The sequence below is a fragment of the Rhodococcus sp. M8 genome (genome assembly GCF_015654185.1).
Classification (GTDB): domain Bacteria; phylum Actinomycetota; class Actinomycetes; order Mycobacteriales; family Mycobacteriaceae; genus Rhodococcus; species Rhodococcus aetherivorans.
Genome location: NZ_CP064065.1, coordinates 5000273 through 5024446 on the forward strand (window position 1 = coordinate 5000273; position 24174 = coordinate 5024446).

The 24174-nt window shown below is 69.6% G+C and carries 23 protein-coding genes and 5 tRNA genes; 13 read left to right on the forward strand and 15 right to left on the reverse strand.

Going from position 1 to position 24174, the window contains the following annotated elements:
• Window positions 1-75 precede the first annotated feature (75 nt).
• Genes pstS through pstB form a run of 4 tightly spaced genes read left to right on the forward strand, consistent with a single transcriptional unit; the run spans window position 76 to window position 4050 of the window.
• A complete protein-coding gene (gene pstS, locus ISO16_RS22705; RefSeq protein ID WP_006936405.1) occupies window positions 76-1194 on the forward strand; it encodes a phosphate ABC transporter substrate-binding protein PstS in 1119 nt (372 codons plus the stop codon).
• 58 nt (window positions 1195-1252) lie between these two features.
• Window positions 1253-2308, forward strand: coding sequence for a phosphate ABC transporter permease subunit PstC (pstC, locus tag ISO16_RS22710; RefSeq protein WP_006936404.1), 1056 nt, complete (start codon window positions 1253-1255; stop codon window positions 2306-2308).
• A 4-nt stretch (window positions 2309-2312) separates the two neighbouring features.
• Window positions 2313-3221, forward strand: coding sequence for a phosphate ABC transporter permease PstA (gene pstA / locus ISO16_RS22715; RefSeq protein WP_072634423.1), 909 nt, complete (start codon window positions 2313-2315; stop codon window positions 3219-3221).
• A gap of 52 nt (window positions 3222-3273) precedes the next feature.
• The gene (gene pstB / locus ISO16_RS22720) at window positions 3274-4050 is read left to right on the forward strand and encodes a phosphate ABC transporter ATP-binding protein PstB (RefSeq protein ID WP_006936402.1); all 777 of its coding nucleotides are present in this window, start codon (window positions 3274-3276) and stop codon (window positions 4048-4050) included.
• 78 nt (window positions 4051-4128) lie between these two features.
• Here pstB and phoU read toward each other — a convergent pair whose 3' ends face one another.
• The 6 genes from phoU to ISO16_RS22750 all read right to left on the reverse strand — a co-directional run bounded on the left by phoU (window position 4129) and on the right by ISO16_RS22750 (window position 10582).
• Window positions 4129-4836, reverse strand: a complete 708-nt coding sequence (gene phoU, locus ISO16_RS22725; protein WP_010593878.1) for a phosphate signaling complex protein PhoU — start codon at window positions 4834-4836, stop codon at window positions 4129-4131.
• Window positions 4837-4919: 83 nt separating this feature from the next.
• Window positions 4920-6920, reverse strand: coding sequence for an LCP family protein (locus ISO16_RS22730; protein ID WP_072634424.1), 2001 nt, complete (start codon window positions 6918-6920; stop codon window positions 4920-4922).
• 147 nt (window positions 6921-7067) lie between these two features.
• A complete protein-coding gene (dusB, locus tag ISO16_RS22735; protein ID WP_044475953.1) occupies window positions 7068-8210 on the reverse strand; it encodes a tRNA dihydrouridine synthase DusB in 1143 nt (380 codons plus the stop codon).
• A 121-nt stretch (window positions 8211-8331) separates the two neighbouring features.
• Complete coding sequence (locus ISO16_RS22740) at window positions 8332-9288, reverse strand: acyl-ACP desaturase (protein WP_072634425.1); 957 nt, start codon at window positions 9286-9288, stop codon at window positions 8332-8334.
• A gap of 216 nt (window positions 9289-9504) precedes the next feature.
• Complete coding sequence (locus ISO16_RS22745) at window positions 9505-10080, reverse strand: DUF937 domain-containing protein (protein ID WP_006936393.1); 576 nt, start codon at window positions 10078-10080, stop codon at window positions 9505-9507.
• A gap of 58 nt (window positions 10081-10138) precedes the next feature.
• Window positions 10139-10582 (reverse strand): hypothetical protein, encoded by a 444-nt coding sequence (locus tag ISO16_RS22750; protein WP_072634426.1) that lies wholly within the window; start codon window positions 10580-10582, stop codon window positions 10139-10141.
• Between the two features lie 163 nt (window positions 10583-10745).
• Between ISO16_RS22750 and ISO16_RS22755 the strand changes: the two genes are divergently transcribed.
• Window positions 10746-11333: a hypothetical protein gene (locus ISO16_RS22755; RefSeq protein ID WP_029541522.1), complete on the forward strand. Its 588-nt coding sequence runs from the start codon at window positions 10746-10748 to the stop codon at window positions 11331-11333.
• Window positions 11334-11393: 60 nt separating this feature from the next.
• On the opposite strand, the gene ISO16_RS22760 is transcribed toward ISO16_RS22755, so the two are convergent.
• Window positions 11394-11469: transfer RNA gene (locus ISO16_RS22760), tRNA-Lys, on the reverse strand.
• Window positions 11470-11700: 231 nt separating this feature from the next.
• On the opposite strand from ISO16_RS22760, the gene ISO16_RS22765 reads away from it, so the two are divergent.
• From ISO16_RS22765 to ISO16_RS22785, 5 genes are all read left to right on the forward strand, one after another.
• Window positions 11701-12354: a TetR/AcrR family transcriptional regulator gene (locus ISO16_RS22765; protein ID WP_006936388.1), complete on the forward strand. Its 654-nt coding sequence runs from the start codon at window positions 11701-11703 to the stop codon at window positions 12352-12354.
• A 98-nt stretch (window positions 12355-12452) separates the two neighbouring features.
• Window positions 12453-12525: transfer RNA gene (locus ISO16_RS22770), tRNA-Glu, on the forward strand.
• Window positions 12526-12582: 57 nt separating this feature from the next.
• Window positions 12583-12656: transfer RNA gene (locus ISO16_RS22775), tRNA-Asp, on the forward strand.
• A 37-nt stretch (window positions 12657-12693) separates the two neighbouring features.
• Window positions 12694-12770, forward strand: a tRNA-Phe gene (locus ISO16_RS22780).
• A 70-nt stretch (window positions 12771-12840) separates the two neighbouring features.
• Window positions 12841-12914: transfer RNA gene (locus ISO16_RS22785), tRNA-Asp, on the forward strand.
• Window positions 12915-12970: 56 nt separating this feature from the next.
• Here the strand turns inward: ISO16_RS22785 and ISO16_RS22790 are convergent.
• Both ISO16_RS22790 and ISO16_RS22795 read right to left on the reverse strand, forming a co-directional pair.
• Window positions 12971-14656, reverse strand: coding sequence for a class I adenylate-forming enzyme family protein (locus tag ISO16_RS22790; protein WP_072634427.1), 1686 nt, complete (start codon window positions 14654-14656; stop codon window positions 12971-12973).
• The gene (locus ISO16_RS22795; protein ID WP_006936384.1) at window positions 14653-15621 is read right to left on the reverse strand and encodes a cyclase family protein; all 969 of its coding nucleotides are present in this window, start codon (window positions 15619-15621) and stop codon (window positions 14653-14655) included. The genes ISO16_RS22790 and ISO16_RS22795 overlap by 4 nt, the downstream gene beginning before the upstream one ends.
• Before the next feature lie 345 nt (window positions 15622-15966).
• Here ISO16_RS22795 and ISO16_RS22800 point away from each other — a divergent pair, with 345 nt between their 5' ends.
• From ISO16_RS22800 to ISO16_RS22810, 3 genes are read left to right on the forward strand one after another with little or no spacing between them, the layout of a single operon-like run.
• Complete coding sequence (locus ISO16_RS22800) at window positions 15967-17205, forward strand: glycosyltransferase family 4 protein (RefSeq protein WP_072634428.1); 1239 nt, start codon at window positions 15967-15969, stop codon at window positions 17203-17205.
• A complete protein-coding gene (locus tag ISO16_RS22805) occupies window positions 17205-17936 on the forward strand; it encodes a class I SAM-dependent methyltransferase (RefSeq protein ID WP_006936380.1) in 732 nt (243 codons plus the stop codon). The genes ISO16_RS22800 and ISO16_RS22805 overlap by 1 nt, the downstream gene beginning before the upstream one ends.
• Window positions 17923-19023 carry a prenyltransferase gene (locus ISO16_RS22810; protein WP_037200535.1) on the forward strand — a complete coding sequence of 367 codons (1101 nt, stop codon included), beginning with the start codon at window positions 17923-17925 and terminating at the stop codon, window positions 19021-19023. The genes ISO16_RS22805 and ISO16_RS22810 overlap by 14 nt, the downstream gene beginning before the upstream one ends.
• A gap of 4 nt (window positions 19024-19027) precedes the next feature.
• On the opposite strand, the gene ISO16_RS22815 is transcribed toward ISO16_RS22810, so the two are convergent.
• From ISO16_RS22815 to ISO16_RS22840, 6 genes are all read right to left on the reverse strand, one after another.
• Entirely contained in the window at window positions 19028-19687 is a 660-nt protein-coding gene (locus ISO16_RS22815) for a class I SAM-dependent methyltransferase (protein ID WP_072634429.1), read from the reverse strand.
• Window positions 19688-19801: 114 nt separating this feature from the next.
• Window positions 19802-20572 (reverse strand): SDR family NAD(P)-dependent oxidoreductase, encoded by a 771-nt coding sequence (locus ISO16_RS22820; protein ID WP_083662400.1) that lies wholly within the window; start codon window positions 20570-20572, stop codon window positions 19802-19804.
• Window positions 20573-20619: 47 nt separating this feature from the next.
• Window positions 20620-20985 carry a carboxymuconolactone decarboxylase family protein gene (locus tag ISO16_RS22825; protein WP_006936371.1) on the reverse strand — a complete coding sequence of 122 codons (366 nt, stop codon included), beginning with the start codon at window positions 20983-20985 and terminating at the stop codon, window positions 20620-20622.
• The gene (locus tag ISO16_RS22830) at window positions 20982-21857 is read right to left on the reverse strand and encodes an NAD(P)-dependent oxidoreductase (RefSeq protein ID WP_072634430.1); all 876 of its coding nucleotides are present in this window, start codon (window positions 21855-21857) and stop codon (window positions 20982-20984) included. Before ISO16_RS22830 ends, ISO16_RS22825 begins: the two co-directional genes overlap by 4 nt.
• Window positions 21854-22615 carry an SDR family oxidoreductase gene (locus ISO16_RS22835; protein WP_072634431.1) on the reverse strand — a complete coding sequence of 254 codons (762 nt, stop codon included), beginning with the start codon at window positions 22613-22615 and terminating at the stop codon, window positions 21854-21856. The genes ISO16_RS22830 and ISO16_RS22835 overlap by 4 nt, the downstream gene beginning before the upstream one ends.
• Before the next feature lie 5 nt (window positions 22616-22620).
• A complete protein-coding gene (locus ISO16_RS22840; protein ID WP_072634432.1) occupies window positions 22621-24102 on the reverse strand; it encodes an aldehyde dehydrogenase in 1482 nt (493 codons plus the stop codon).
• Window positions 24103-24174: the final 72 nt, after the last annotated feature.

Consider the following 24174-nt stretch of genomic DNA (forward strand, 5'->3'; position numbering starts at 1 on the left):
CGCCGGGATCACCCCGCGCCTGATGCCGCCGCCCGTGTCGCGGGCGTGCCGGTCGCGAATTCCGGAGGAGTACGAGTGAACCTCAAGCGCAATGGCGCCCTGCTCGGTGTGGTGGCTGCAGGTGCCCTCACCCTGGCCGCATGCGGCAGCGACAACAATGCCGCCTCGACGGACGTGGACGCGTCCGCATCGGCCGCGACGTGTGAGGGCAAGGAGACGCTGTCCGCCGCCGGGTCGTCCGCGCAGAAGAACGCGATGGACCAGTTCGTGTCCACCTACATCGCGGTCTGCCAGGAGAAGGGCAAGAACGTCAACGTCGCCTACAACCCGTCGGGTTCCGGTGACGGCCGCACCCAGTTCATCGCGAAGCAGATCGACTTCGCCGGCTCCGACTCCGCCATCAAGAGCGAGCAGGCCGCCCAGGCCGCCGAGCGCTGCGCCGGCAACCCCGCCTGGAACCTGCCGCTGGTCTTCGGTCCGGTCGCCGTCGCGTACAACGTCGAGGGCGTCGACAACCTCGTGCTCAACGGCGAGACCGTCGCCAAGATCTTCAACGGCACCATCAAGCAGTGGAACGACCCGGCCATCGCGGCTCTCAACGAGGGTGTGAGCCTTCCGGATTCGGCCATCACCCCGATCGTCCGCTCGGATTCGTCGGGCACCACCGACAACTTCCAGAAGTACCTCGAGGCCGCCTCGAACGGTGCCTGGACCACCGGCGCCGGCTCCGACTTCACCGGCGGTGTCGGTGAAGGCGCCAAGGGATCGGCCGGTGTCGCCCAGGCCGTCGCCAGCGCCCCCGGCGCGATCACCTACGTCGAGAAGTCCTTCGCCGACCAGAACAACCTGAACGTCGCACAGATCGACAACGGATCCGGCGCGGTGGAGCTGACCGACGAGACCGCGTCGAAGGCCATCGAGGCGGCGACCTTCGCTCCGACCGGTGAGGGCGACCTGACGCTCGACCTGACCTCGATCTTCGGTACGAAGGAGGAGGGGGCCTACCCGATCATGCTCGCGACCTACGAGATCGTGTGCTCCGCCGGTTACGATGCCGACACCTCCGCGGCCGTGAAGTCGTTCCTCGTCAGCGCCGCCAACGAGGGCCAGGAAGGCCTCGCCGAGCAGGGCTACGTGCCGCTGCCCGAGTCCTTCAAGGCGAAGCTCACCGAGTCGATCAACGCCATCGCCTAGCCGATGAGCGCCGCGGACCGTACCGTCAATCCCCAGCAGAGAGAGATCGCGAGCGCAGATGAGTGACGCGCCCACCAAATCCGCACCTCGCACTCCCGGGTCCGGCAGCGATGCCGGGCCCGGGGCGGGCGGTCCGCACGGCAACACCCCGGAGGCCACGATTACCACTCCAGCGCGCGGCGACAGCAAGCCGCTGACCAGGCCGGGCGACCGGATCTTCCGTTCACTGGCCTCCGGGTCCGCCGTTCTCATCTCGGTGATCATCGCGGCCATCGGCGTGTTCCTCGTCTGGCGTGCGGTGCCGGCGCTGCAGCGCAACACCGTCAACTTCCTCACCAGCCGCGAGTGGGTCACCCAGGACATCGCCGCGATGGCGTTCGGCGTCCTCGACCTGTTCCAGGTGACCGTGCTGGTGTCGTTCTTCGCGCTGGTGCTCGCGATGCCGGTCGCACTCGGCATCGCGATCTTCCTCACCTCGTACTGCCCCGAGCGCATCAAGAAGCCCCTGGCGTACGTCATCGACCTGCTCGCCGCCGTGCCGTCCATCGTCTACGGCCTGTGGGGCCTGCTGGTCCTGGCCCCCGCGATCCGGCCGCTGGCGACGTGGCTCAACGAAAGTCTCGGCTGGTTCCCGCTGTTCGCGTCCGGATCGGGTTCCATCCTCGGCGGCGGCACCATCTTCACCGCGGGCATCGTGCTCGCCGTGATGATCCTGCCGACCATCGCCGCGGTGAGCCGGGAGGTGTTCGTGCAGACGCCGACGTCCCATATCGAGGCGGCGCTCGCTCTCGGTGCGACCCGCTGGGAGGTCGTCAAGACCACGGTGATCCCGTTCGGCAAGTCGGGCTACATCAGCGGCTCGATGCTCGGTCTCGGCCGCGCACTCGGCGAGACCATGGCGCTGTACCTGATCCTGCGCACCACGTCGCAGCCGTTCTCGTGGTCACTGTTCGACGGCGGTGCCACCATCGCCTCGAAGATCGCCCTCGGTTACGCCGAGTTCAACAACGACATCCAGGCCGGCGCCTACATCGCCGCGGGTCTGGTGCTCTTCGTGCTGACCTTCGTGGTCAACGCCGCGGCGCGTGCGGTCGTCGCAGGAAAGAAGGACTGAAGCCATGACGACCACTCTCCTCGAGACGCCGGTCAAGGGCCCCACCTTCCGGGGCGTCGGCACCCGTCGGCGCGTCTCGGATCTCTCCGCCACCGTCCTGGTCACCGTGTCGGTGCTGATCGCTCTCGTGCCGCTGGCATGGGTGCTGATCACCGTGATCGTCAAGGGTCTTCCCGCCCTGACCAGCGCCACCTGGTTCACGAATTCCTTGAGCGGTCTGTCCGCGTCCGCGATGGGCGGTGGCATCTACCACGCCCTCGTCGGGACCCTGCTGCAGGGCCTGGTGTGCGCGGTGATCTCCATCCCGATCGGCATCTTCGTGGCGATCTTCCTCGTGGAGTACGGCGCCGGCACGCGACTGGGCAGGATCACCACCTTCATGGTGGACATCCTCAGTGGTGTCCCCTCTATCGTTGCCGCGCTCTTCATCTACGCACTGTGGATCGCCACCTTCGGCTTCCCGAAGTCCGCCTTCGCGGTGTCCCTGGCGCTGGTCCTGCTCATGGTTCCCGTGGTGGTGCGCAGCACCGAGGAGATGCTCCGGATCGTGCCGCAGGATCTGCGCGAGGCCTCCTACGCCCTCGGTGTGCCCAAGTGGAAGACCATCGCGCGCATCGTGATTCCGACCGCGCTGCCCGGCATCATCACCGGCGTCATGCTGGCCCTGGCCCGCGTCATGGGCGAGACCGCTCCGCTGCTGATCCTGGTCGGCTACGCGCCGTTCATCAACTTCAACCTGTTCGGCGGCGAGATGGGCAGCCTGCCCGGCGTCATGGTGGCGGAGATGAACAACCCGACCGACGCGGGCACGATGCGGATCTGGGGCGCTGCCCTGACCCTCATCCTCGTCATCGCCATCCTCAACATCGTTGCCAAGGTGGTCGGCCACTTCTCCCAGGTGCGCACCAAGTAGGTCACCTCATGTACACACCCTTCGATTTCGATACACCAGTAGGGAGCCGGTAATGGCCAAGCGTCTGGACCTCAAGGACGTCAACATCTTCTACGGCAAGTTCCACGCCGTCTCCGACGTGACGCTGTCCGTGCCGCCGCGGAACGTCACCGCGTTCATCGGACCGTCGGGCTGCGGCAAGTCGACCGTGCTGCGCTCGCTCAACCGCATGCACGAGGTGACCCCCGGTGCCCGCGTCGAGGGCTCCGTGCTGCTCGACGGCGAGGACATCTACGACTCGTCCGTCGACCCGGTCGGCGTCCGCAAGACGATCGGCATGGTGTTCCAGCGCCCCAATCCGTTCCCCACCATGTCGATCCGCGACAACGTCGTCGCCGGCCTGAAGTTGCAGGGCGTGCGCGAGAAGAACAGGCTCGACGAGATCGCCGAGCGGTCGCTGCGCGGCGCGAACCTGTGGAACGAGGTCAAGGACCGCCTCGACAAGCCCGGCGGCGGCCTGTCGGGTGGCCAGCAGCAGCGCCTGTGCATCGCCCGCGCCATCGCGGTGCAGCCGGAGGTGCTCCTGATGGACGAGCCGTGCTCCGCTCTCGACCCGATCTCCACCCTCGCCATCGAGGACCTGATCGCCGAGCTGAAGCAGGACTACACCATCGTGATCGTCACGCACAACATGCAGCAGGCCGCGCGCGTGAGCGATCAGACCGCGTTCTTCAACCTCGAGGCCACCGGCAAGCCGGGCCGGCTCGTCGAGATCGACGACACCGAGAAGATCTTCTCCAACCCCACCCAGAAGGCCACGGAGGACTACATCTCCGGCCGCTTCGGCTGAGCCGGCTGCGACTTCGGCACCGCGGACGCGGAAAGGCCCCGCCCGGAAACTCCGGGCGGGGCCTTGTGCCGAGTCGGGTTACTGATCCTGCGGGTACACCGTGAGCTTGTCGACGCGCTCACGCATCGCCCGGAAATCCTCGTCGGTGGGGAGCTTGCCGGTGACCAGGAAGATCACGCGACGACCCACCTCGACGGCGTGGTCGGCGAACCGTTCGTAGAACCGGCCCAGCAGCGTCACATCCACAGCCGCGGCCACGCCGTGCTTCCACTCCCGGTCCATGAGCACGGTGAACAGGTGACGATGGAGATCGTCCATCGCCTCGTCCTCCTGGTGGAGCCGGGCCGCCCGCTCGGGGTCGCGCGTCTCGAGGATCTCCCTGGTCGCTGCGCCGAGCGAGACTGCGATGCGGCCCATCTCGGCGAAGTAGCCGTTGACCTCTTCGGGCAGAACATGATTGGGGTGCCGACGTCGCGTCGCCTTGGCGACGTGCAGTGCCAGCGCACCCATCCGGTCGATGTCGGCGACGATCTGGATGCCACTGACCACGGAACGCAGATCACCGGCGACCGGCGCCTGGAGGGCGAGGAGCGAGAAGGCCTTCTCCTCGCACTGGGTACTCAGGTCGGTGATCTTGTCGTGCTCGCCGATGACGGTCTCGGCGAGCGCCAGATCCGCCTGGAGCAGCGCCTGGGTGGCCCGCTCCATCGCAAGGCCGGCAAGGCCCGCCATCTCTCCGAGGAGATCGGCGAGCTCGGTCATCTGTTCGTGGTATACGACGCGCATAATGGCACAGACTACGGCGCAGACAAAGCCGAGTCACGAGCAGCGGGTGAACGCCGGGTGAATGGACGGGCTCGAGGTGCTGCTCAGGCGCAGGAATCGTCGCCCGCGTTGGTGATCGACAGGTCGACCGGCAGCTCGTTCTCCTCGGCGGCCTGGATCGGCACCGTCGGCAGGACCGAACCCACCTCGGTCGGAGCCGCGATGCTGCCGACGAACCCGGTGCCGAGGACGAGTTCCACGATGCCGCCGAGGTCCTGGGACTCCTGCAGCACGGCCCCCGGAACTGCGGAGGCCAGCGTCAACGCCTCGGCCTCCAGCCCGGGGGAGAAGCGGACGACGGTCTCCTTGCTCGTCCCGGAGTAGTTGCCGACGCTGTAGATCGGGAAACCGTAGGCGCCGAGTTCTTCCGCGGTCCGGGCCGCGAGGCCGGATTCGCCGGAGGCGTTGGACACCTGCACCGACACCGTCGAGGGGTCCACCGCGGTCTGTGCAGGCAGCGGGGCTGCCGGCGGCGCTGACGATTCCGGCTCGGGAACATCGCGTTTCTCGCCGGGGAGCGGTTCGTCGTCGATGATCGCGTTGAAGATCGCCTTGATGTCGTCGAGACGCGGAATCTCGTTGCCCCACTCGTTGGTTCCGGCCGTCGGCACGGTGAGGAAGGTGACGGCGCCGGCTTCGACCCGCTGCAGCGAGCGGCCGAGCCGGACGAGGGACTCGGTGTCGACGTTCTCGACGAACGTGGCGCGGGTGAACGCGCTGATGAACCCGTTCAGTTTGCCGGGGTCGAACAGGACCTTGTTCGACATGGCCGAGCGCAGCAGTGATGACAGGAACTTCTGCTGCCGGGTGATACGCCCGTAGTCGCCGTTGCCCTCCGACTCGACCTTGCGGGCCCGCACGTAGTCCAGGGCCCGGCGGCCGTCGAGGGTGTGGGTGCCCGCCGTCTCGATGATGGTGCCGAGTTCCCCGTCGACCAGGGGGGTGGGTGTGCACACCTCGACGCCGCCGACCTCGTTGACCATGCTCTCGAAGCCGGCGAAGTCGATTCCGACGAAATGCCCGATCTTCAGGCCGGACAGCTTCTGGATCACCTTCACCAGGCACTTGGGCCCGCCCAGCGCGTAGGTGGCATTGAGCTTGTCGCCCTCGGCGGCGGGGAACGTCTCCGACGTGTACTCGCCGGTGGTGCTGTCCCAGCCGCGGCACACGGGCCGCGTCACGTCCAGGTCGCGCGGAAAGGAGACGGCGACGACGCGACTGCGGTCGGCGGGGATGTTGACGAGGATGACGGTGTCGGCGCGTGCGCCCTCGGCGTCGGCGACGGTGCCGGCGCCGACCGCGCCGCTCGCCCCGGCGCGGGTGTCGGTGCCGATGATCAGGTAGGTCTCGTCGCCGGTCTGCCCGCCGGGGTCGACGATGTCGGTGGATTCGGTGTCCAGCGCCGCGATCTGGGCGAATCCGGCCTCGGTGGAACGCACGTAGCCCCACACCAGGCCGCTGCCGACGAGGGTCAGCACGGACAGCAGCGCCAGGACGGTGCGGCCCACGGTCGCGAGGCGCCGGCGTTTGCGGCGCTTGTTCAGAGCCAGCCTGCTCAGGCCGTCGCCCCCGACGGCCTGGGGCAGCGCGGGCGGCTGGTCGGGGTCGTCGCTCCGCCGTCCGGCACGGTCGTCGCGCGGGGGTGGGGGCGGCGGGCCGGTCGGCGGGGCCGCGGCCACGGGCGGGATCTTCTCGGTGGGGTCGTCGTCGACGGCCGGCGTCCGCCGCGGCCGGCCCGGCTGCGGGCCCGGCACGGCCGGTTCGGGTTCGGGGTGCCGCCCGGGCGGGCTGTCGCGCCCGACCTTGTTCATCAGCGCGGCGACGGTGACCTGATCGGGATTCTCGTCGGGGGCGGCCGAGCGGCGGGGGCGGCCGGTATCGGCGCCCCGGCCCGACGGCGCGGGTCCGGCGTCGGCGGGCGGCGCAAGACCCTCCGGACGTCGTCGCACCCGGCCGGAATGTGAGCTGCGATACCCGGAGTCGGCGATAGGACGTTCCCACGGAGCGCGACTGTCGGGCAGGCCCGACTCGTGCTCCTCACCCACCGATTCCCTCGCCTCTCCGCGGATGTTCCGCTCTCGTACGCATCCGCCACCACGGCGATTCCGTCATGATACTGGCGGCCTCGGTCCGGATCGAGCGTCCGCCGAGCACCGGTCCGGTTCGTCCGGCCCGCACAGCGGACCCTGCGGTCAGCCGCCCGAGTGCATGACGTCGGCGCCCGCCGGCACCATGCAGTCCTCCGGGTCGTCGAGCCAGCCGTCCGGCAGTGCGACGGTACCGGGGGAGCCCTGGCGCCCGCGCGGGCCCTCCGCGTCCTTCGGGAAGGGCACGGTCGGATCGAGCCGGCCGAGCAGGTCGTCCAGCTCGGCGAGACCGGACACGCGCGCCAGAGCGTTGCGCACGTCGGATCCGGCCGGGAAGCCGCGCAGGTACCAGGCGATGTGCTTGCGAATCTCACGCATGCCGCGGTCCTCGCCGTGGTGGTCGGCGAGGAGTTCGGCGTGCCGGCGCATGATGGCCGCCACCTCGCCCAGGTTCGGCGGGGTGGGCATGGGGGTGCCGTTCAGTGCGGCGCTGAGTTCGGCGAACAGCCAGGGCCGGCCGAGGCATCCGCGTCCGACGACGACGCCGTCGCAGCCGGTCTGCTCCATCATCTTCTGGGCGTCCTCGGCGGCGAAGATGTCGCCGTTGCCCAGCACCGGCACGTCGGTGACGTGCTCCTTGAGGCGGGCGATCTCGTTCCAGTCGGCCTCACCCGAGTAACGCTGCGCGGCCGTGCGGGCGTGTAGCGCGACGGCGGCGGCGCCCTCGGCCGCCGCGATCCGGCCCGCGTCGAGGTGGGTGTGATGATCGGCGTCGATGCCGATGCGGAACTTCACGGTCACCGGGATGTCGGTGCCCTCGGTGGCGCGGACGGCGGCCGCGACGATGTTGCCGAACAGCCGCCGCTTGTACGGCAGCGCCGAGCCGCCGCCCTTGCGGGTGACCTTCGGCACGGGGCAGCCGAAGTTCATGTCGATGTGGTCGGCGAGGTTCTCGTCGACGATCATCTTCGCGGCCTGGTACGTGACGTCCGGGTCGACGGTGTACAGCTGCAACGATCGCGGCGTCTCGGTGGGGCCGAACGTCGTCATGTGCATCGTGACGGGGTGGCGTTCCACGAGTGCCCGGGCGGTGACCATCTCGCACACGTACAGCCCCGACGTGCTCCCCGACCGCTCGAGTTCGAGTTCGCGGCACAGGGTGCGAAAGGCGACATTGGTGATTCCCGCCATCGGCGCGAGTACGACCGGGCTGTTCAACTCGAGCGAGCCGATGCGAAGGGGTGACATGAAAAAACCTCGAAGACGGCGTGAAGAAGAAGTGCGTGCAACTGTGCCCGGCACCGAATCCGGTACCGGGCACAGGATAGCTGTTCGGGGCCGCTGCTCCCGAATCACGGAACGGCCTGGATCAGGACGCGGCCTCGTTGCGCTCGCGGCGGGCGGCCTCGCGGGCGAGGGACCGATCGCGCATCTCCTCGAACTTCACCGCCTGCTTCTCGAGATCCTCGAGGAAGGTGCCGAGCTCGTCGAGGATGCGGGCGCCCTCGGCACCGAAGTCCTCACGCTCGAAGATGCGCCACTTGCGGAGCACCGGCATGACCACCTCGTCGAGGTGCTGACGCAGGTCGTAGATGCCGTGCTTGGCCATCAGCACGCCGTTGCGGCGGAAGTTGGGCATACCGGCGCCGGGCATCTGGAAGTTCTTCAGCACGTCTGTGATCGCCGCGAGGGTCTGGTCCGGGGCGACGTCGAGGGCCGCTTCGCAGATGTTGCGGTAGAAGATCATGTGCAGGTTCTCGTCGGCGGCGATGCGCTGGAGCATCTTGTCGGCGATCGAGTCGTGGCACGCCCGGCCGGTGTTGCGGTGCGAGACGCGGGTGGCCAGCTCCTGGAAGGTGACGTACGACACCGAGTGCAGCATCCCGACCTCGTTGGGCGAGGCGAACCCGTTGGTCATGTGCTCCATGCGCGCGTTCTCGAGGGCGACGGGGTCGACACCGCGGGTGACGACGAGGTAGTCGCGCATCACGATGCCGTGGCGGTTCTCCTCGGCGGTCCAGCGGCCCACCCAGGTGCCCCAGGCGCCCTCGCGCGAGAAGCTCTCGGCGATCTCGCGGTGGTAGGACGGCAGGTTGTCCTCGGTGAGGAGATTGGTGATCATCGCGGCCTTGGCGACCTCGTCGAGCTTCGACTGCTCGGGCTCCCAGTCCACGCCACCCATGGCGGCGAAGTTGCGCCCCTCGTCCCAGGGCACGTAGTCGTGGGGGTGCCAGTCCTTGGCCATCGAAAGGTGGCGGTTGACGTTCGCCTCGGCGACGGGCTCCAGCTCGCGCAGAAGCTCAAGCTGAGTCAGAACTCGCGTCATTCCGTTTACCTCTCCATAACTGTGCGTGTCACGTACGAATTACAGCCTACGGCACCGTAGGTTCGGCACCCGTTTGTCTGTTACCTGTTCCAAGTTCGGCCGACCGGGGCCTACCCGCCGATGGGATCACTCACAGACGGCGACGTCGTTATCATACCGGGGCGCGAACGGCGTCCCGGGGCGACGCGCGGGGGCAATCCATATCCCGCCGTGACCTCAGCGCTTGCCGGCGCCGAGGAGTCCGCCGAGCAGCTCGCCCAGGCCACCCCCGTTGCCGCCGAGAACGCTGCCGAGCACTCCGCCGAGACCGCCGCCGCTTCCGGTGCCGTTCGTCGCGCTGCGCAGGAGCCCGCCCAGCAGCTCGCCCAGGCCGCCCTGGCCGCCGGAACTTCTGCCGACCTGCTCGGCCAGGTACGTCAGCACGATCGGGGCGAGGATGGGCAGCAGCCGTGCGACGAGGTCGTTGCCGCCCGCGCCGTCGGCTCGGCCCAGCGTCTGCACGACCCGGTCCTTGTGGTCGCCGAACACGTTCGCCACGATCCGGTCGCCGTCCGCGGTGTCCACGTCGGTCACGTCCACTCCACCGTCGAGCAGGGCCGGGTTCCGGTGCTGGTCGAGCGCGGACAGCAGGGACGAGGCGCCGTCCGGATGCCGTGTGTTCGCCTCGAGGCCGCCGACCAGCGTGGGCAGGGCGGCCCGCACCGCCGTCGCCGCCGTCTGCTCGTCCACGTCGAGCCGGCGGGCGATCTGGTCGACCGGAATCCGCGAGAGGAGATCGTCGAGGGAAGGCATGGGAACCGAGGGTAGCCAGCGTGGTCGCCCGCTCCGGGATCCCGCGTCGGCGTTTCGGCTACGCGGACGCCCGCCGCCCCGCGATCACCGCGCACAGCAGGGCGACCCCCAACCCGCTGAGCAGTAGCACGAACCCCGTCTGGTTGGTCAGCGCGGTGGCGTGGTTGACCTGCACGTAGTCGCCGAACCGTTGATAGACCCGCACCGCGAAGGCGCCGGTCGCGACGAGGCCGATCACCACCCCGGCCCAGCCGGCCACCGCCGAGTCGAACAGGGCGGCCAGGAGCAGCAGCACGGCGGCGAGCACGAGCGGCGCCGCCAGTGTCTGATGGACGGGCAGGTCGGCTGCGCCGAGGGCGGAGACGTCGCCGGCCGCGATCCCGTCGCGCAACTCGGTCAGCGGGACGTCGGTCGGCCGGGTCCCGGCCAGCACCGGGAGAAACGAGCCGATCCCCAGGGCGACGGCGGACAGGAACAGACCCAGGTCCACGAAGCTGCGCACGCCACTCCCATCGATCGTCGGATCGGTTTTGTGAGCGACCACACCCTAACCGCAACTCGGGTGCGGCAGCAGCGCGGAACCGACGATTCGGGCGCCGTGTCGGGCTTGCGGGTACGTAATCTGAGGGGAGCGGCACACCCGGACCCGGAAGGGGAACAACGCAATGGTGGGCAACGAGACGGTGCAGCGGTCGGGGCTTCCGCCGTGGGCCAAGAAGGCCCTGTGGAGCGTCGGGGCCCTGCTCGCGCTGGTGGTCGCGTACTTCGTGCTGGCGGCATTCGTCCCCCGGTGGTGGGCGCAGCGTATCGCCGGGCTGGCCGATGCCGGCTTCGCCCGCGGGATAGCCTGGGGCCTGCTGTTCGGCCTCGTGTGCACGTTCGTGCCGTTGGCCCTGTTCGCCGCCGCATGGCGGATCAGGACGTGGCGCCGGCACCGCGTCCTGCAGGTGGTGTTCGCCGCCGCCGCCGTGGTGGTGGCGATCCCCAACCTGATGACGTTGAGCATCGTGCTGGGCAACGGGAACGCGGCCCATGCGGGGGAGCGGATCCTCGACGTCGACGCCCCCGGCTTCCGGGGCGCGACGCTCGTCGGTGCCGTCGTCGGCGTGATCGTGTTCCTGGTGTTCGCGGCCCTGAGTTACACGTACCGCAAACGCGGTCGCGACCTCGAGCGGGAGCGTGACGAGCGGGGCCGGCAGGAGCCGGAGCTACGAAGCGACCGGCCGGGCAAGGTGGCCGGCGCTCCGGAGTAACGGGCGACGACGAGCCGCCTCGTGCCGGGGCGCTCCCGTCCTTCCGGACGGACGAGGGTGTGGTGCCCCCACCAGGGCTCGAACCTGGGACCTGCGGATTAAAAGTCCGTAGCTCTACCAACTGAGCTATAGGGGCGTGGGCGCACAGTCTAGCTGCATCGCGCCGGACAACAGTATCGGACGCGCGGGCCGTTCGAAGGCTCGGGTGCGCACCCCCTGCGGCGCACCCGAGCCGCGCAAAAGCATACCACTTGGTGTGTTCTCTGCGAAGGCCGGAAAACGCCTGGTTGCGGGCGTGGGGGCCGGACGGCGGCTACAGTGGCGTCCGGGGGGGACTGCCGGTCACGTACGGAGGCACGAACCCCCCATGTCACGTCAGCAAGAGCGGGCGCGGCGCACACGCGCGGCGATCGTCGAATCCGCGGCGATCGAATTCGCCCGGCGCGGATACGGCGCCGCCTCGGTCAACGCGATCCTCGAGCACTCCGGGGCCACCAAGGGTGCGATGTACTTCCACTTCGATTCGAAGGAAGCGCTCGCCCGGGCGGTGCTCGCGGAGGGCCTCGAGCGCTACCGGGTGATCGCCGACCGGTGGCTGGACGCGCCGGGGCTCGATCCGTTCGAGCGGCTGTACGGCCTCGTCGGAGATCTCGCCGATGCCCTGCACGGCGACGTCATCATCCAGGCGGAGTTCAAGCTCGTGACCGAGCCCGAGTTCGACGCGGAGGCCAAACTGCGCGGCAGCTCGGTGTGGGGGAAGGCCGGTCACCGGCTCGCCGTCGAGGCGCAGGAAGCGGGGCTGTTCCGTGCCGGGGTCGACCTCGAACGGTTCCTGGGTGTGCTCAGTGCGTGCCTGGCCGGGCAGCGCTACTTCCACGACCTCACCGCGGAGGACGTCGACGTCCGGGCCCGGTTCGCGGAATGCCTGGACGTCTGCCTCGAGGCGACGGCTGCGCCGCAGTGGCTCGAGCGGCGGCGTGGTGCGCCGGAGTTGCGCCTCGAAGGCGAACAACCGGCGTGACCTGCTGATTTGTGAATCCGGAAACCCGTGTCCTAAGCTATCCAAGCTCCCAACGGAACGCGAACCCGTTGAGGGTGCGGGTCGGAGTAATCCGGCGGGCCCCCTTCGTCTAGCGGCCTAGGACGCCGCCCTTTCAAGGCGGTAGCGCGGGTTCGAATCCCGTAGGGGGTACGCTTGCGGAAGCAGTATCACCGCATGCAGTACGGTTTGACCACAAGTGAAGAGCATGGCCCTGTGGCGCAGTTGGTTAGCGCGCCGCCCTGTCACGGCGGAGGTCGCGGGTTCGAGTCCCGTCAGGGTCGCAGAGTTGGCAATTGGCATTCGGTTCGGGTGCCGTCCGGCCAGGTAGCTCAGTTGGTACGAGCGTCCGCCTGAAAAGCGGAAGGTCGCCGGTTCGATCCCGGCCCTGGCCACCACACAATTTCATACGGTAGACCCACCGCTCGGCGGTGGGTTTTCTGTGGAAACCCCTTCGGGGGTGCACACGGCCCTGTGGCGCAGTTGGTTAGCGCGCCGCCCTGTCACGGCGGAGGTCGCGGGTTCGAGTCCCGTCAGGGTCGCTTCACGGCGAAGGCCCGGTCCCGAAACGGACCGGGCCTTCGCCGTCCCGACCGGTTCAGCCGCGGGCCCGGAGTTCCCGGCGAAGAAGCTTGCCGGACACGGTCTTCGGGATCTCGTCGATGATCTCCACCAGCCGCGGGTACTTGTACGCCGCCATTCTCTCCCTGGCGAAGGCGATCAGTTCCTCCGCGGTGACCGAATGCCCCGGACGGAGGCTGACGAACGCCTTGACCGTCTCGCCGCGGTAGCTGTCCACCACCCCCACCACCGCGGCCTCGCGCACCGCTTCGTGCTCGTAGAGCACGTCCTCGACCTCTCTCGGCCAGACCTTGTACCCACCGGCGTTGATCTGGTCCTTCTTGCGGTCGACGATGTAGAACCAGCCGTCGGCGTCCATGTACCCGACGTCCCCGGTGTGGAGGGCACCCCCGGGCAGTGCGGTCGCGGTCTCCTCGGGCTTGTTCCAGTAGCCGGCGACCACCTGCGGGCCCGACGTGACGAGCTCGCCCACCGCACCGACGGGAAGGTCGTTGCCGTCCTCGTCGACGATCCGCACGACGGTGTCGAAGGTCGGGACTCCGACCGACAGGGCGCCGGACGCCTCGTCCACCGGAGCCCGGGTGCCGAACGGAACCGCATGCGAGGGGGAGGTGGTTTCGGTGAGGCCGTAGATGTTGTGGATGTACGTCCCGGAGAATCTCTCGAACGCCGCGACGGTGCTCGGTGGTATCGGCGCTCCGCCGGAGAAGATCTTGGTCAGCGTCTTCAGCGACTCCCCGCGGGCGCCGGGGGCGTTCATCAGCGCGATGAACACGGTGATCGAGCCGACCGTGAACGTCGCCCGCTCCACCGCCACCGTTTCGAGGGTCACGCCGGGGTCGAGCCGGTACATCAACACCAGCGGCGCACCTGTCAGCAGGGCGACAGCGATGTGCCCGACGAGCCCGGTGATGTGGAACAGCGGGGCGATTCCCAGCACGACGTCGTCCGCGCCGAGTCCCACCCATTCCCGGTAGGTGCGGGCGTTGAACACCACGTTGCGGTGAGTGGTCATCGCGCCCTTCGGTGGCCCGGTCGTACCGGACGTGTAGGTGAGGAACGCGATGTCGTCCGGGCCGAGAGTGTGCACGGGGACGGGCCGTCCCCGGAACTCGGCCAGGAGGGTCTGCAGGTCGAGGGTGTCGGGCAGATCGAGGCGTTCGATGCCGGAGAAGATCCGCTCGTCTCCGTGGGTCTGGTATTCGAGTTCGGACGTGGTGATCACGATCCGGACGGCGGTGCCGGCGACGACGTGCTGTGCGACGTCCCGGTACAGCCCCTGGAGTGCGACGAGCACGGTAGCCCCCGAGTCCAGGAGGATTTCGCCGAGCTCGCGTTCCTTGTTCATGGGGTTGACGGAGACCGGGATGCCGCCGGCCTTCCAGACACCGAGCTGCGCCACGACGAACTGCGGGACGTTCTGCAGGAACAGCGCCGCCCGCTCACCCGGGCGGAAGCCGTGGGCCGTCAGTGCGGCCGCGAACGCGTCGGACTGCTCGTCGAGTTCGCGGCGGGTCAGGCGCCCGTCGAAGTAGCGGATGATGTCCGCGTCCGGATCGTGAGCGACGGTGGCGCGGAACATCTCCAGCGCGTCGGTGTACTCCGGCTCGATGTGGATCGGCAGGCCGGGCGCGTAGCGCGCGAGCCAAGGCTTGCTGTCGTAGACGCCCGTGCGTGCGTCGCGGGGTCCGGCTGCGCTCATCGGATGACGACCGGATTGACCGGAGCGCCCGTGCCGCCCACGACCTTCAGTGGTGCCGCGGTGTACAGGAAGGTCCAGCGATTGTCGGCGGCGCACGCGTCGGCGAGGTCCTCGAGCCAGGCGATCTCGGTGAGGGCCACACCGAGATTGCGCATGAGCGCGCAGTGCAGGGGCAGCGCCACGCCACTGGCCGGGTCGGTGGTCACCTCGTTGGCGATGGTGTCCGTGACCAGGTTGGGGATCTCCCGGTTCCGGAACCATTCGACCAGTTCGCGGCTGTAGGTCAGGCCGGGTTCGCAGAAGTCGGTGTAGAACTCGGTGGTGTCGTCGAGGCTGTACCAGTACTTCAGCCAGCCGGTCCGGATCACGAGGATGTCGTGCGGTTCGATGGTCACGCCCTGGGCGGCGGCGGCCGCCTCGAGGTCGTTGTGGTCGAAGGTCTCGCCGGCGCCGAGCCAGTCCTTGCCCCGGTGGCGCGCCATATCGATCAGGATCCCCCGGCCCACAACGCCCTTCTCGGCGATCGGCAGCACCGAGGCCTTGTCCATGCTGCCGACGGTGCTGCGCGCGTCGTATCCGTTCCAGAGTTTGCCGTCGTACCAGACGTGGCCGAGGGCGTCGTACTGGGTGGAGCCCTGCAGGAAGAGGGTGGCTGTGTCGTCGGCGTAGTGCAGTCCGCCGGGGAACTGCGGAGCGTCCTCGCCGTCCCACGACGATTCGTCGAGGGTGTTGCGGCGATCGATGCCGCTGCGGCTGGGCCACAGGGGATCGCCGGGGGCCTCCTTGCGGCCCATGTGGATCTGCAGGGTGAACACGTCGCCGGACTTGACCTCGCCGATTCCGCCGAGAACCTCCTTGGTGCCGAGGAAGTTCAGAGCTCCGAGCTCATCGTCGGCGCCCCAGCGTCCCCAGTTGCTGGGGGCGTCGTCGCCGAGCAGTTCGCGCATGGACGGGGCGTCGGACATACCGTCTCCTTTTCGGGTCGAGGTGCACTCGTCGCTCACCGAGCGTTCGTACGGTAAGCGTGCGCTTATGGTGTAGGTCACATCGCCGGGTGTCAACCCGCGGAGGACGAGGGCGCGCCGCCCGCTCGCAATGCGCACCGCAGGCCCGGTCCGGTGTCGTCCCGGCGGGTCTTCGACGGCGGAACGGCTCGCCACCCTGTACGTTCAGTTTGCACTGGACCTGGTGCGGTTCCGGCGCTGATCCGCAGGGCTGCGCCGGGTTGCACGTCGGACGAGAACATGTTCTAGAGTGAGTTCGATCTTCTGGACGGACCCGCTCCGGCGACACGACGAACGAGGTGATCTGTGCGAATAGCTCTGCTGTCGTACCGCAGCAAGCCGCACTGCGGTGGTCAGGGCGTGTACGTTCGACACCTCAGCCGCGAGCTCGCGGCGCTCGGCCACGACGTCGAGGTGTTCTCCGGCCAGCCGTACCCCGAGCTGGACGACGGGGTGACCCTGGTGAAGGTGCCCAGTCTCGACCTCTACCGCGAGGACGATCCGTTCCGCTTTCCGCACCCGCGCGAGATTCGCGACGCGATCGACCTCCTGGAGCTGGGCACGATGTGGACGGCGGGTTTTCCGGAGCCGCTGACCTTCAGCCTGCGCGCCGCCAGGCTGCTGCGGGCCCGGGCCGCCGAGTTCGACGTCGTGCACGACAATCAGTGCCTCGGCTACGGCCTGCTCCGCATCGCGGTCGCGGGCCTGCCACTGGTCGCGACGATCCACCACCCGATCACCCGCGACCGGGAACTGGACCTCGCGAGCGCGCCGACGTTGCGCCGCAAGCTCACCCTGCGCCGTTGGTACGGGTTCCTGCGCATGCAGGCCCGGGTGGCGCGGCGCATCCCCACCCTGCTCACCGTCTCGAAGTCCTCCGAGGACGACATCCGTACCGCCTTCGAGATCCCCGAGGGGCGGCTGCGCACGATCCCGCTGGGCGTCGACACCGAGGTCTTCGCCCCGCCGACGGCCGAGCGCGTGCCCGGCCGCATCGTGTGCGTGGCCAGCGCGGACGCGCCGCTCAAGGGCGTCGCCAACCTGCTCGAGGCGGTGGCGAAGCTGCGCACCGAACGGCGGGTCGAGCTGGTGCTCGTCACCCGGCTCGCGCCCGGCGGGGTCACCGAGAAGCTGATCGAGCAGCTGGCCATCGGCGACGCGGTGCGCACCGTCTCCGGGATCGACGACCGCGAGCTGGCCGAGCTGCTCGGTTCGGCGCAGGTGGCTGTGGTCCCGTCGCTCTACGAGGGGTTCTCGCTGCCCGCGGTCGAGGCCATGGCCTGCGCCACCCCCTTGGTCGCGAGCCGCGCCGGCGCGATCCCCGAGGTGGTCGGCGACGCGGGCATCCTCGTGCCTCCGGGGGACAGCGAACAGCTGGCCGCGGCGCTGGCGCGGGTTCTCGACGATCCCGCCGAGCAGATCCGCCTCGGGTCGGTGGCACGGGCACGCGTGCTCGAGCGATTCAGCTGGGCGGCCGTGGCCGCCCGGACCGTCCGGGCCTACCAGGACACCGTGGCGGCGCAGGCAGGAAGGACGAACACCTGATGCTGACAGTCGATTTCGACCGGCTCGGGGTCAAGCCCGGCGACCGTGCCATCGACATCGGGGCGGGCGCGGGCCGGCACTCGTTCGAGCTCTACCGTCGGGGCGCCGACGTGGTGGCGTTCGACCGCAGCGCGGAGGACATGAAGGCAGTCGGCGACATGTTCGCGGCGATGGAACTCGAGGGCCAGGTTCCCGAGGGTGCCCTAGCCCGGGCCGAGGTGGGCGATGCCCTCGCCCTGCCCTACGACGACGAGACCTTCGACGTCGTGCTGATCTCCGAGGTGCTCGAGCACGTGCCCGAGGACGACCGTGCCATCGCCGAATTCGTGCGTGTGCTCAAGCCGGGCGGCGTCGCGGCCGTCACCGTGCCGCGGTGGCTGCCGGAGAAGATCTGCTGGGCGCTGTCCGACGCGTATCACGAGGTCGAGGGCGGGCACGTGCGGATCTACAAGGCCGACGAGCTCGCGGCCGAGCTGACCTCGGCAGGCCTGACGGTGCGCGGCCGGGAGCACGCGCACGCCCTGCACTCGCCGTACTGGTGGCTCAAATGCGCTGTGGGCGTCGACAACGACGACAACCCCCTGACGAAGGCGTATCACCGGCTCCTCGTGTGGGACCTGATGCAGGGGCCGTGGCTGACGCGCACCGCCGAGTCGTTGCTGAACCCGGTGCTCGGCAAGAGCGTCGTGTTCTACCTCGAGAAGCCGACGGTTCCCGTTGCCGGCCGCTGACTTCCGCCCCGGCGGGGCACGGCCGGCGGTTCCGGCCGTGCCGGGAGTGCTGTCCGAGGAACAGTGCCTGCACACCGCCCGCGCGATCGCCGACATGCAGGAGTCCTCCGGAGCGATCCCGTGGTTCCCCGGTGGTCACACGGATCCGTGGGACCACATCGAGTCCGCGATGGCTCTCACCGCCGCGGGGTTGCTCGAAGAGGCGGAGGCGGCCTTCGACTGGTCCCGTCGCACCCAGCGGCCGGACGGCTCGTGGCCCATGCAGTTCCGCGAGGACGCCGTCGAAAACCACGACGCCGACTCGAACTTCACCGCATACATCGCGGTGGGGGTGTGGCACCACTACCTCGTCACAGGCGACGTCGACCATGTGGAACGGCTGTGGCCGACGGTGCGGACGGCCCTCGACCATGTGCTCGAGTTGCAGGCGCCAGGCGGTGAGATCTACTGGGCACGAGGAGAACACGGCGCGGCCGACGAGGCCCTGCTGACGGGGTGCTCGAGCATCCACCACAGCCTGCAGTGCGGCCTGCGCCTCTCGGAGGTGGTCGGCGATCCCCACCCGGACTGGGAGGTCGCGTGGTATCGGCTCGGGCACGTGCTGCGCCGGCACCCGGAGGCGTTCGCGCCCAAACCGGAGTACTCGATGGACTGGTACTACCCGATCCTCGGCGGCGCGGTGCGCGGTGCGCCGGCCCGGCAACGGATCCGGGAACGCTGGGACGATTTCGTGGTCGGAGGTCTCGGAATCCGCTGCGTCGACCATCGGCCGTGGGTGACGGGGGCCGAGACCTGCGAACTCGTGCTCGCGCTGGACGCGATCGGTGAGGCCACGACGGCCCGGGAACTGCTCGCGGCCATGCAGCATCTGCGCGATCCGGACGGGTCGTACTGGACCGGAATGGTTTTCACGGACGGTAAGCGCTGGCCCGTGGAGAAGAGCTCCTGGACCAGTGCCGCCGTGATCCTCGCCGCCGACGCGCTCTCACGCAGCACCGCGGGCAACGGTGTGTTCCGCGATGCCGCCGCACCCTCCGGATGGGTCGCGACCGAGAACTGCCACGAGGACTGCCGGGTGACGGTCTGAGCCGTCAGCCCGGCAGCACTCCGACGGTGCCACCGGTGCGTTCGAGCACCCGCAGCGACCCGGTCACCGACACCTCGGCGAACTCGCCGCTGCCGAGCGCGCGCAGGTAGACCTCGTACGGGGGTCGTCCGCCGTCCTTCGGGTCGGGGAACACGTCGTGGATGATCAGGGCCCCGCCGACACGCACCCAGGGAGCCCAGCCCGCGTAGTCCGCCTGCGCCGCCTCGCTGCTGTGACCGCCGTCGACGAACACGAACGCCGCCGGGGTCCGCCAGAACGCCGCGACCTGGCCCGACCGCCCCAGCACCGCGACGACGTGGGATTCGAGGTCCGCGTCGGCGAGGGTGTGGCGGAACCGGCCCAACGTGTCGAGCCGGCCGGTGTGCGCGTCGACGAGGGCCGGATCGTGGTACTCCCACCCGGGCTGGTGCTCCTCGGACCCGTGATGATGGTCGATCGTGACGATCGTGCCGCCGGTGGCCTTCGCGGCGGCACCGAGATAGACGGTCGAGCGCCCGCAGTAGGTGCCGATCTCGACACCGACACCGTCACCGAGGTAGCGCACCGCGGCGTCGTGCAGGGCCGTGCCCTCGTCGATCGGCATGAAACCCGGTGTTGCCTCGGCGAGTTCGATCACCTCCCGGGGCAGGGTGGTACGGGTCATGACGGCGGTCTCCGTTCGCTGCGGTCCGGTGGCGGGTGCTGAAGCGGGGTGTACTGACGAGCACATTACCCATCGCCGGTGCCGGTGCGGTACCCCGCGCACGGTGGGCGCCGGTCACGCGCCGTAACCGCCGTCGACGTCGAGTGTCTGCCCGGACACGAAATCCGCGCGGTCCGAGGCGAGGAACGCGACCGCCTCGGCGATGTCCTCGGCATCGCCGAAGCGGCGCAGCGGAATGTTGTTCCGCGCGACCGACAGTGCGTGCTCGTCGAGATCGCCGGACCCGATCAGCCGGGCGGCCGTGCCGTCGGTGAGCATGCCCGGCCCCACCGCGTTCACGCGCACACCGAACCGTCCCTCCTCGGCCGCCAGGCCCCGCACGAGGGCCTCGATCGCACCCTTGGGCCCGGCCGACAGACCGTCCCGGACGGGGAACCGGCGGGTCGCGGCGGTGGTCACGGCGACGATGCTGCCCCGCGACTCCCGTAGCCGGGGCAGGGCGGGACGGACGAGGTTGAAGAACGCGCCCGCGTCGCCCACGAGCTGGTCGCGGAACTGCGCGGGCGTGACCCGGCTCAGGTGCAGCATCGGTACGTGCGGCCCCGCCGCGTAGACGAGAGTGTGCAGCGCACCGAAGGATTCGATCACCGCGTCCACGCCGCCGGCGGCCGCGGCACTGTCGCCCAGGTCCACCTGCAGCGACAGCACCTTCGCGCCGAGCGCGGACAGTTCGGTCGTCAGGGCTGCGGCGGCCGCCCCGCTGTGGCGGAACATGAACGCGACGTCGCTGCCGCGCTCGGCCAGCACCCGGCACACCGCTCGGCCGATCCCGCCGGTGCCGCCGGCCACGAGGGCCGCGCCCGGCCGGTCCGCGAAGTCCTGCACTCGTCACTCCCTGTGTTCTCGTGCCGCACGGTGAGCCGGTGGCAGGCTCACTTCGCCGCCTTGCGGCGCTCGGCGAGCACGCCGCCGATCATCGAGTCGAGCTTGGTGCCGAGCGGCCACCCCACGTAGTGGCACAGGAACAGGGCGATCTCCTTCAGCTGCTGTTCGTCGAGTTCCTCGTTGTGGAGGGCGGCGCCGACCTGGATCTCGGCCACGTCGATCAGTCCCTGTGCGGTGAGCGCACCGAGCAGCAGCAGCCGCCGGTCGCGGATACTGAGCCCGGGCCGGGACCAGATGTCGGCGAACAGGTGGTCCGCGGTGACGGCGAAGTGGTCGCCGGGCCCGTCCTGCATCTCCCAGCCGTACACCTTCGACATCATGTCCAGGCCGCGGCGGCGGCGATCGTCGGTCATATGCGTTCCTCCTGTCGGTTCCGGCTCTCGACGTCTCCGGTACCGACGCCGAGTCCGGGTCCCAGACCGGTCAGTGCCCGCGTGGCCAGGGGCAGGTCGACGCCGAGACGGGCGCCGAGGCCGAGGGCCAGCGACAGGTCCTTCTCGCCCAGGGCGCGGACGTGGTCGAGGATCGGGAACCAGAAGTCGTCCGGCGGGATCGGTGCGGTGGTGTCCCGGAGCATGATCGCCCCGGCGCCACCGGTGATCGCGTCGGTGTGGCGGACCACCTTCCCGAGCGCGGTGATGTCCAGCCCGGCCGCCTCGGCGAGGCGCTGCGCCTCCGCGGCCGCGGTGAACGACACGAAGTGCAGTAGATTCCGGGCCAGCTTCATCCGGGTGCCCGCGCCGACCGGACCGGCGTGCACGACGAGGTCGGCGAACCGCGAGAACGGCTCGCGTACCGCGTCGAACGCCGCGTCGGAGGCGCCGACCATCACCGCGAGCCGGCCCTGCTCGGCGCCGGGGGCCCCGCCGCTGACGGGCGCGTCGACCAGTTCGACGCCGCGGTCGGCGCATTCGGCGGCGAGCTCGACGGCGGTGGTGTCGGCGATGGTCGAGTGGACCGCGATCACCGTGCCGGGCCGGGCCGTGTCGAGCAGCCCGGCGACGACGGTGCGGACCTGCGCGTCGTCGACCACGGTGACGCAGACGACGTCGCAGTCGCGCGCCAGGTCGGCGGGGTCGCCGGCGACCCGGGTGCCGGCCGCGGTGAACGGCTCGACGGCCTCGGGCCGGGCGTCGAGGACGGTGAGCCCACCCGGCCGGTCCAGCAGCCGCTTCGCCATCGGCGCGCCCATGTTGCCGAGGCCGATGTAGCCGAGCCTGGTCACGAGCGGATCACCTGGCCGCCGTCGACGTTGAAGATCTGCCCGGTGATCCAGTTCGCCTCGTCGGAGAGCAGGAACAGGCACATTCCCACCAGGTCCCCGGGCGTACCGATCCGCTTCAGCGGCAGTGTGGAGACCATGTCCGCCACCATGTTTCCCGGCGTGACGGTGCGGGTGGCCTCGGTGTCGATCGGACCCGGGGCGATCGCGTTGATGCGGATGTTCGAGCCGCCGAGTTCGACGGCCAGCTGCTGGGTCAGGCCGTTGACACCGACCTTGGCCAGGCCGTAGAAGCCGGAGTACACCCACACGGCGGTCGAGGACTGGTTGACGACGGAACCGCCGCGGTCCGTCATGTGCGGCCACGCCGCGCGGGTGATGTTGAGCGCGCCGTCCATGTTCACGCTCATGAACTTCTTGTAGTAGTCCCACGGGACGGTGAGCAGCAGGTCGAGCTTCATGCCCCCGTAGATGGCGGCGTTGTTGACGACGTGGTCGATGCTGCCGAACGTCTCGACCGTGAAGGCGGCGAGCTCGGTGGCCGAGTCGGGATCGGAGACGTCGACGGTCTTGAAGACGGCGATGCCGCCGTCGGCGACGATCTGCTCGGCGACCTGCTCGCCGCGTTCGGTGTCGATGTCCGCGACGACGACGGAGGCGCCCTCGGCGGCAAGGGCTCTGGCGTACGCCTCGCCGATTCCCTGCGCCGATCCGGTGACGATCGCGGTGCGGTCGGCGAAACGCGTTGTGCTGCGGGTCATGTTCGTCAGCCTCTCTGCTTCGCCGCCGGTTCGGCGACGAGCTTGGTCTCCAGGTATTCCTCGAATCCGGCCACACCCATCTCGCGGCCGATTCCGGACTGCTTGTAGCCGCCGAAGGGAGCGTCGGCGGCGTACCAGATGCCTCCGTTGACGCCCAGGGTGCCGGTGCGGACCCCCTCGACGACCCGGCGGACCCGGTCCTCGTCGGTGCCCCAGACGGCCCCGGACAGGCCGTAGGGGGAGTCGTTGGCGATGCGGATCGCCTCGTCGTCGCCGTCGTAGGGGAGGATCACGAGGACCGGCCCGAAGATCTCCTCCCGGGCGACGCGAGCGGTGTTGTCGACCCCGGCGATCAGCGTCGGTTCGAGGAAGAAGCCACGCCGGTGCTCGGCGGGACGGCCGCCGCCGACGACGATCGTCCCGCCCTCCTCGACGGCGAGCCGCAGGTAGCCCTCGACCCGTGCGCGCTGGTGCTCGGAGATGAGCGGACCGCACACCGCGCCGGGCTCGTTCGGGTCGCCGGGCCGGATGCCGCGCAGGGCGTCGGCGGTGACGCGGACCGCCTCGTCGTAGCGGTTCCGGGGGACGAGCAGACGGGTCGTGATGGCGCAGCCCTGCCCGGCGTGGGTACACACGGTGAAGGCGGCCATCGAGCATGCGGCTCCGAGGTCGGCGTCGTCGAGCACGATGAACGCCGACTTTCCGCCGAGTTCGAGGAACACCTTCTTCAGCGTCTCCGAGGCGGCGCGCATCACCGACCGTCCGGTGGCGGTGGAGCCGGTGAACGACACGAGGTCCACCCGCGGGTCGGTGGCGAGCAGGGCGCCGACGGCATGGTCGCTCGACGTCACGATGTTCACGACGCCCGGCGGGATGTCGGTTTCCTCGGCGAGGATCCGGCCCACGACCGCGGCGCACCACGGGGTGTCGGGCGCGGGCTTGAGCACCACCGTATTGCCGGCGGCGAGCGCGGGACCCAGCTTGGCGAAGTTGATCTGGTGCGGGAAGTTCCACGGTGTGATCGCCCCGACGACACCGACCGCCTCGCGGAGCACGTAGCGGTGGGTGGGGATGCCCATCGGCGCGGCATTGCCGAGATCCTGTTGCCACGGGTAGTTCTCGGCCAGGTCGGCGAAGTACCCGAGATCGTCGACGGGGCCCTCGAGATGGGCGGCGGAGGTGAGGAACCGGGGTGCGCCGACCTCGGCGATGGTGATCGCCCGCAGTTCCTCGATGTGGCCGCGCAGCGCATCGCGGAGCTGACGCAGGCAGCGGGCGCGGAAGGCGTGTTCGCGGGACCAGCCGGTGGTGTCGAAGGCGCGACGGGCCGCCTCGATCGCGGCGTCCATGTCGGCGGCGGTGCCGTCGGCGGCGGTGCCGAGCACCTCCGCGGTGGCCGGGTTCACGACCTCGAACGTGCCGCCGGAGCCGGGAACCAGCTTGCCGTCGACGAGCAGAGCCGAGCTGTCGCCGGGAATCAGGGACATCGGACGTTTCCGTTCTGGAGATTGGAAAGTGTCAGGTGTAGTAGGAGATTCGGATGCGCACATGGCGGGGAC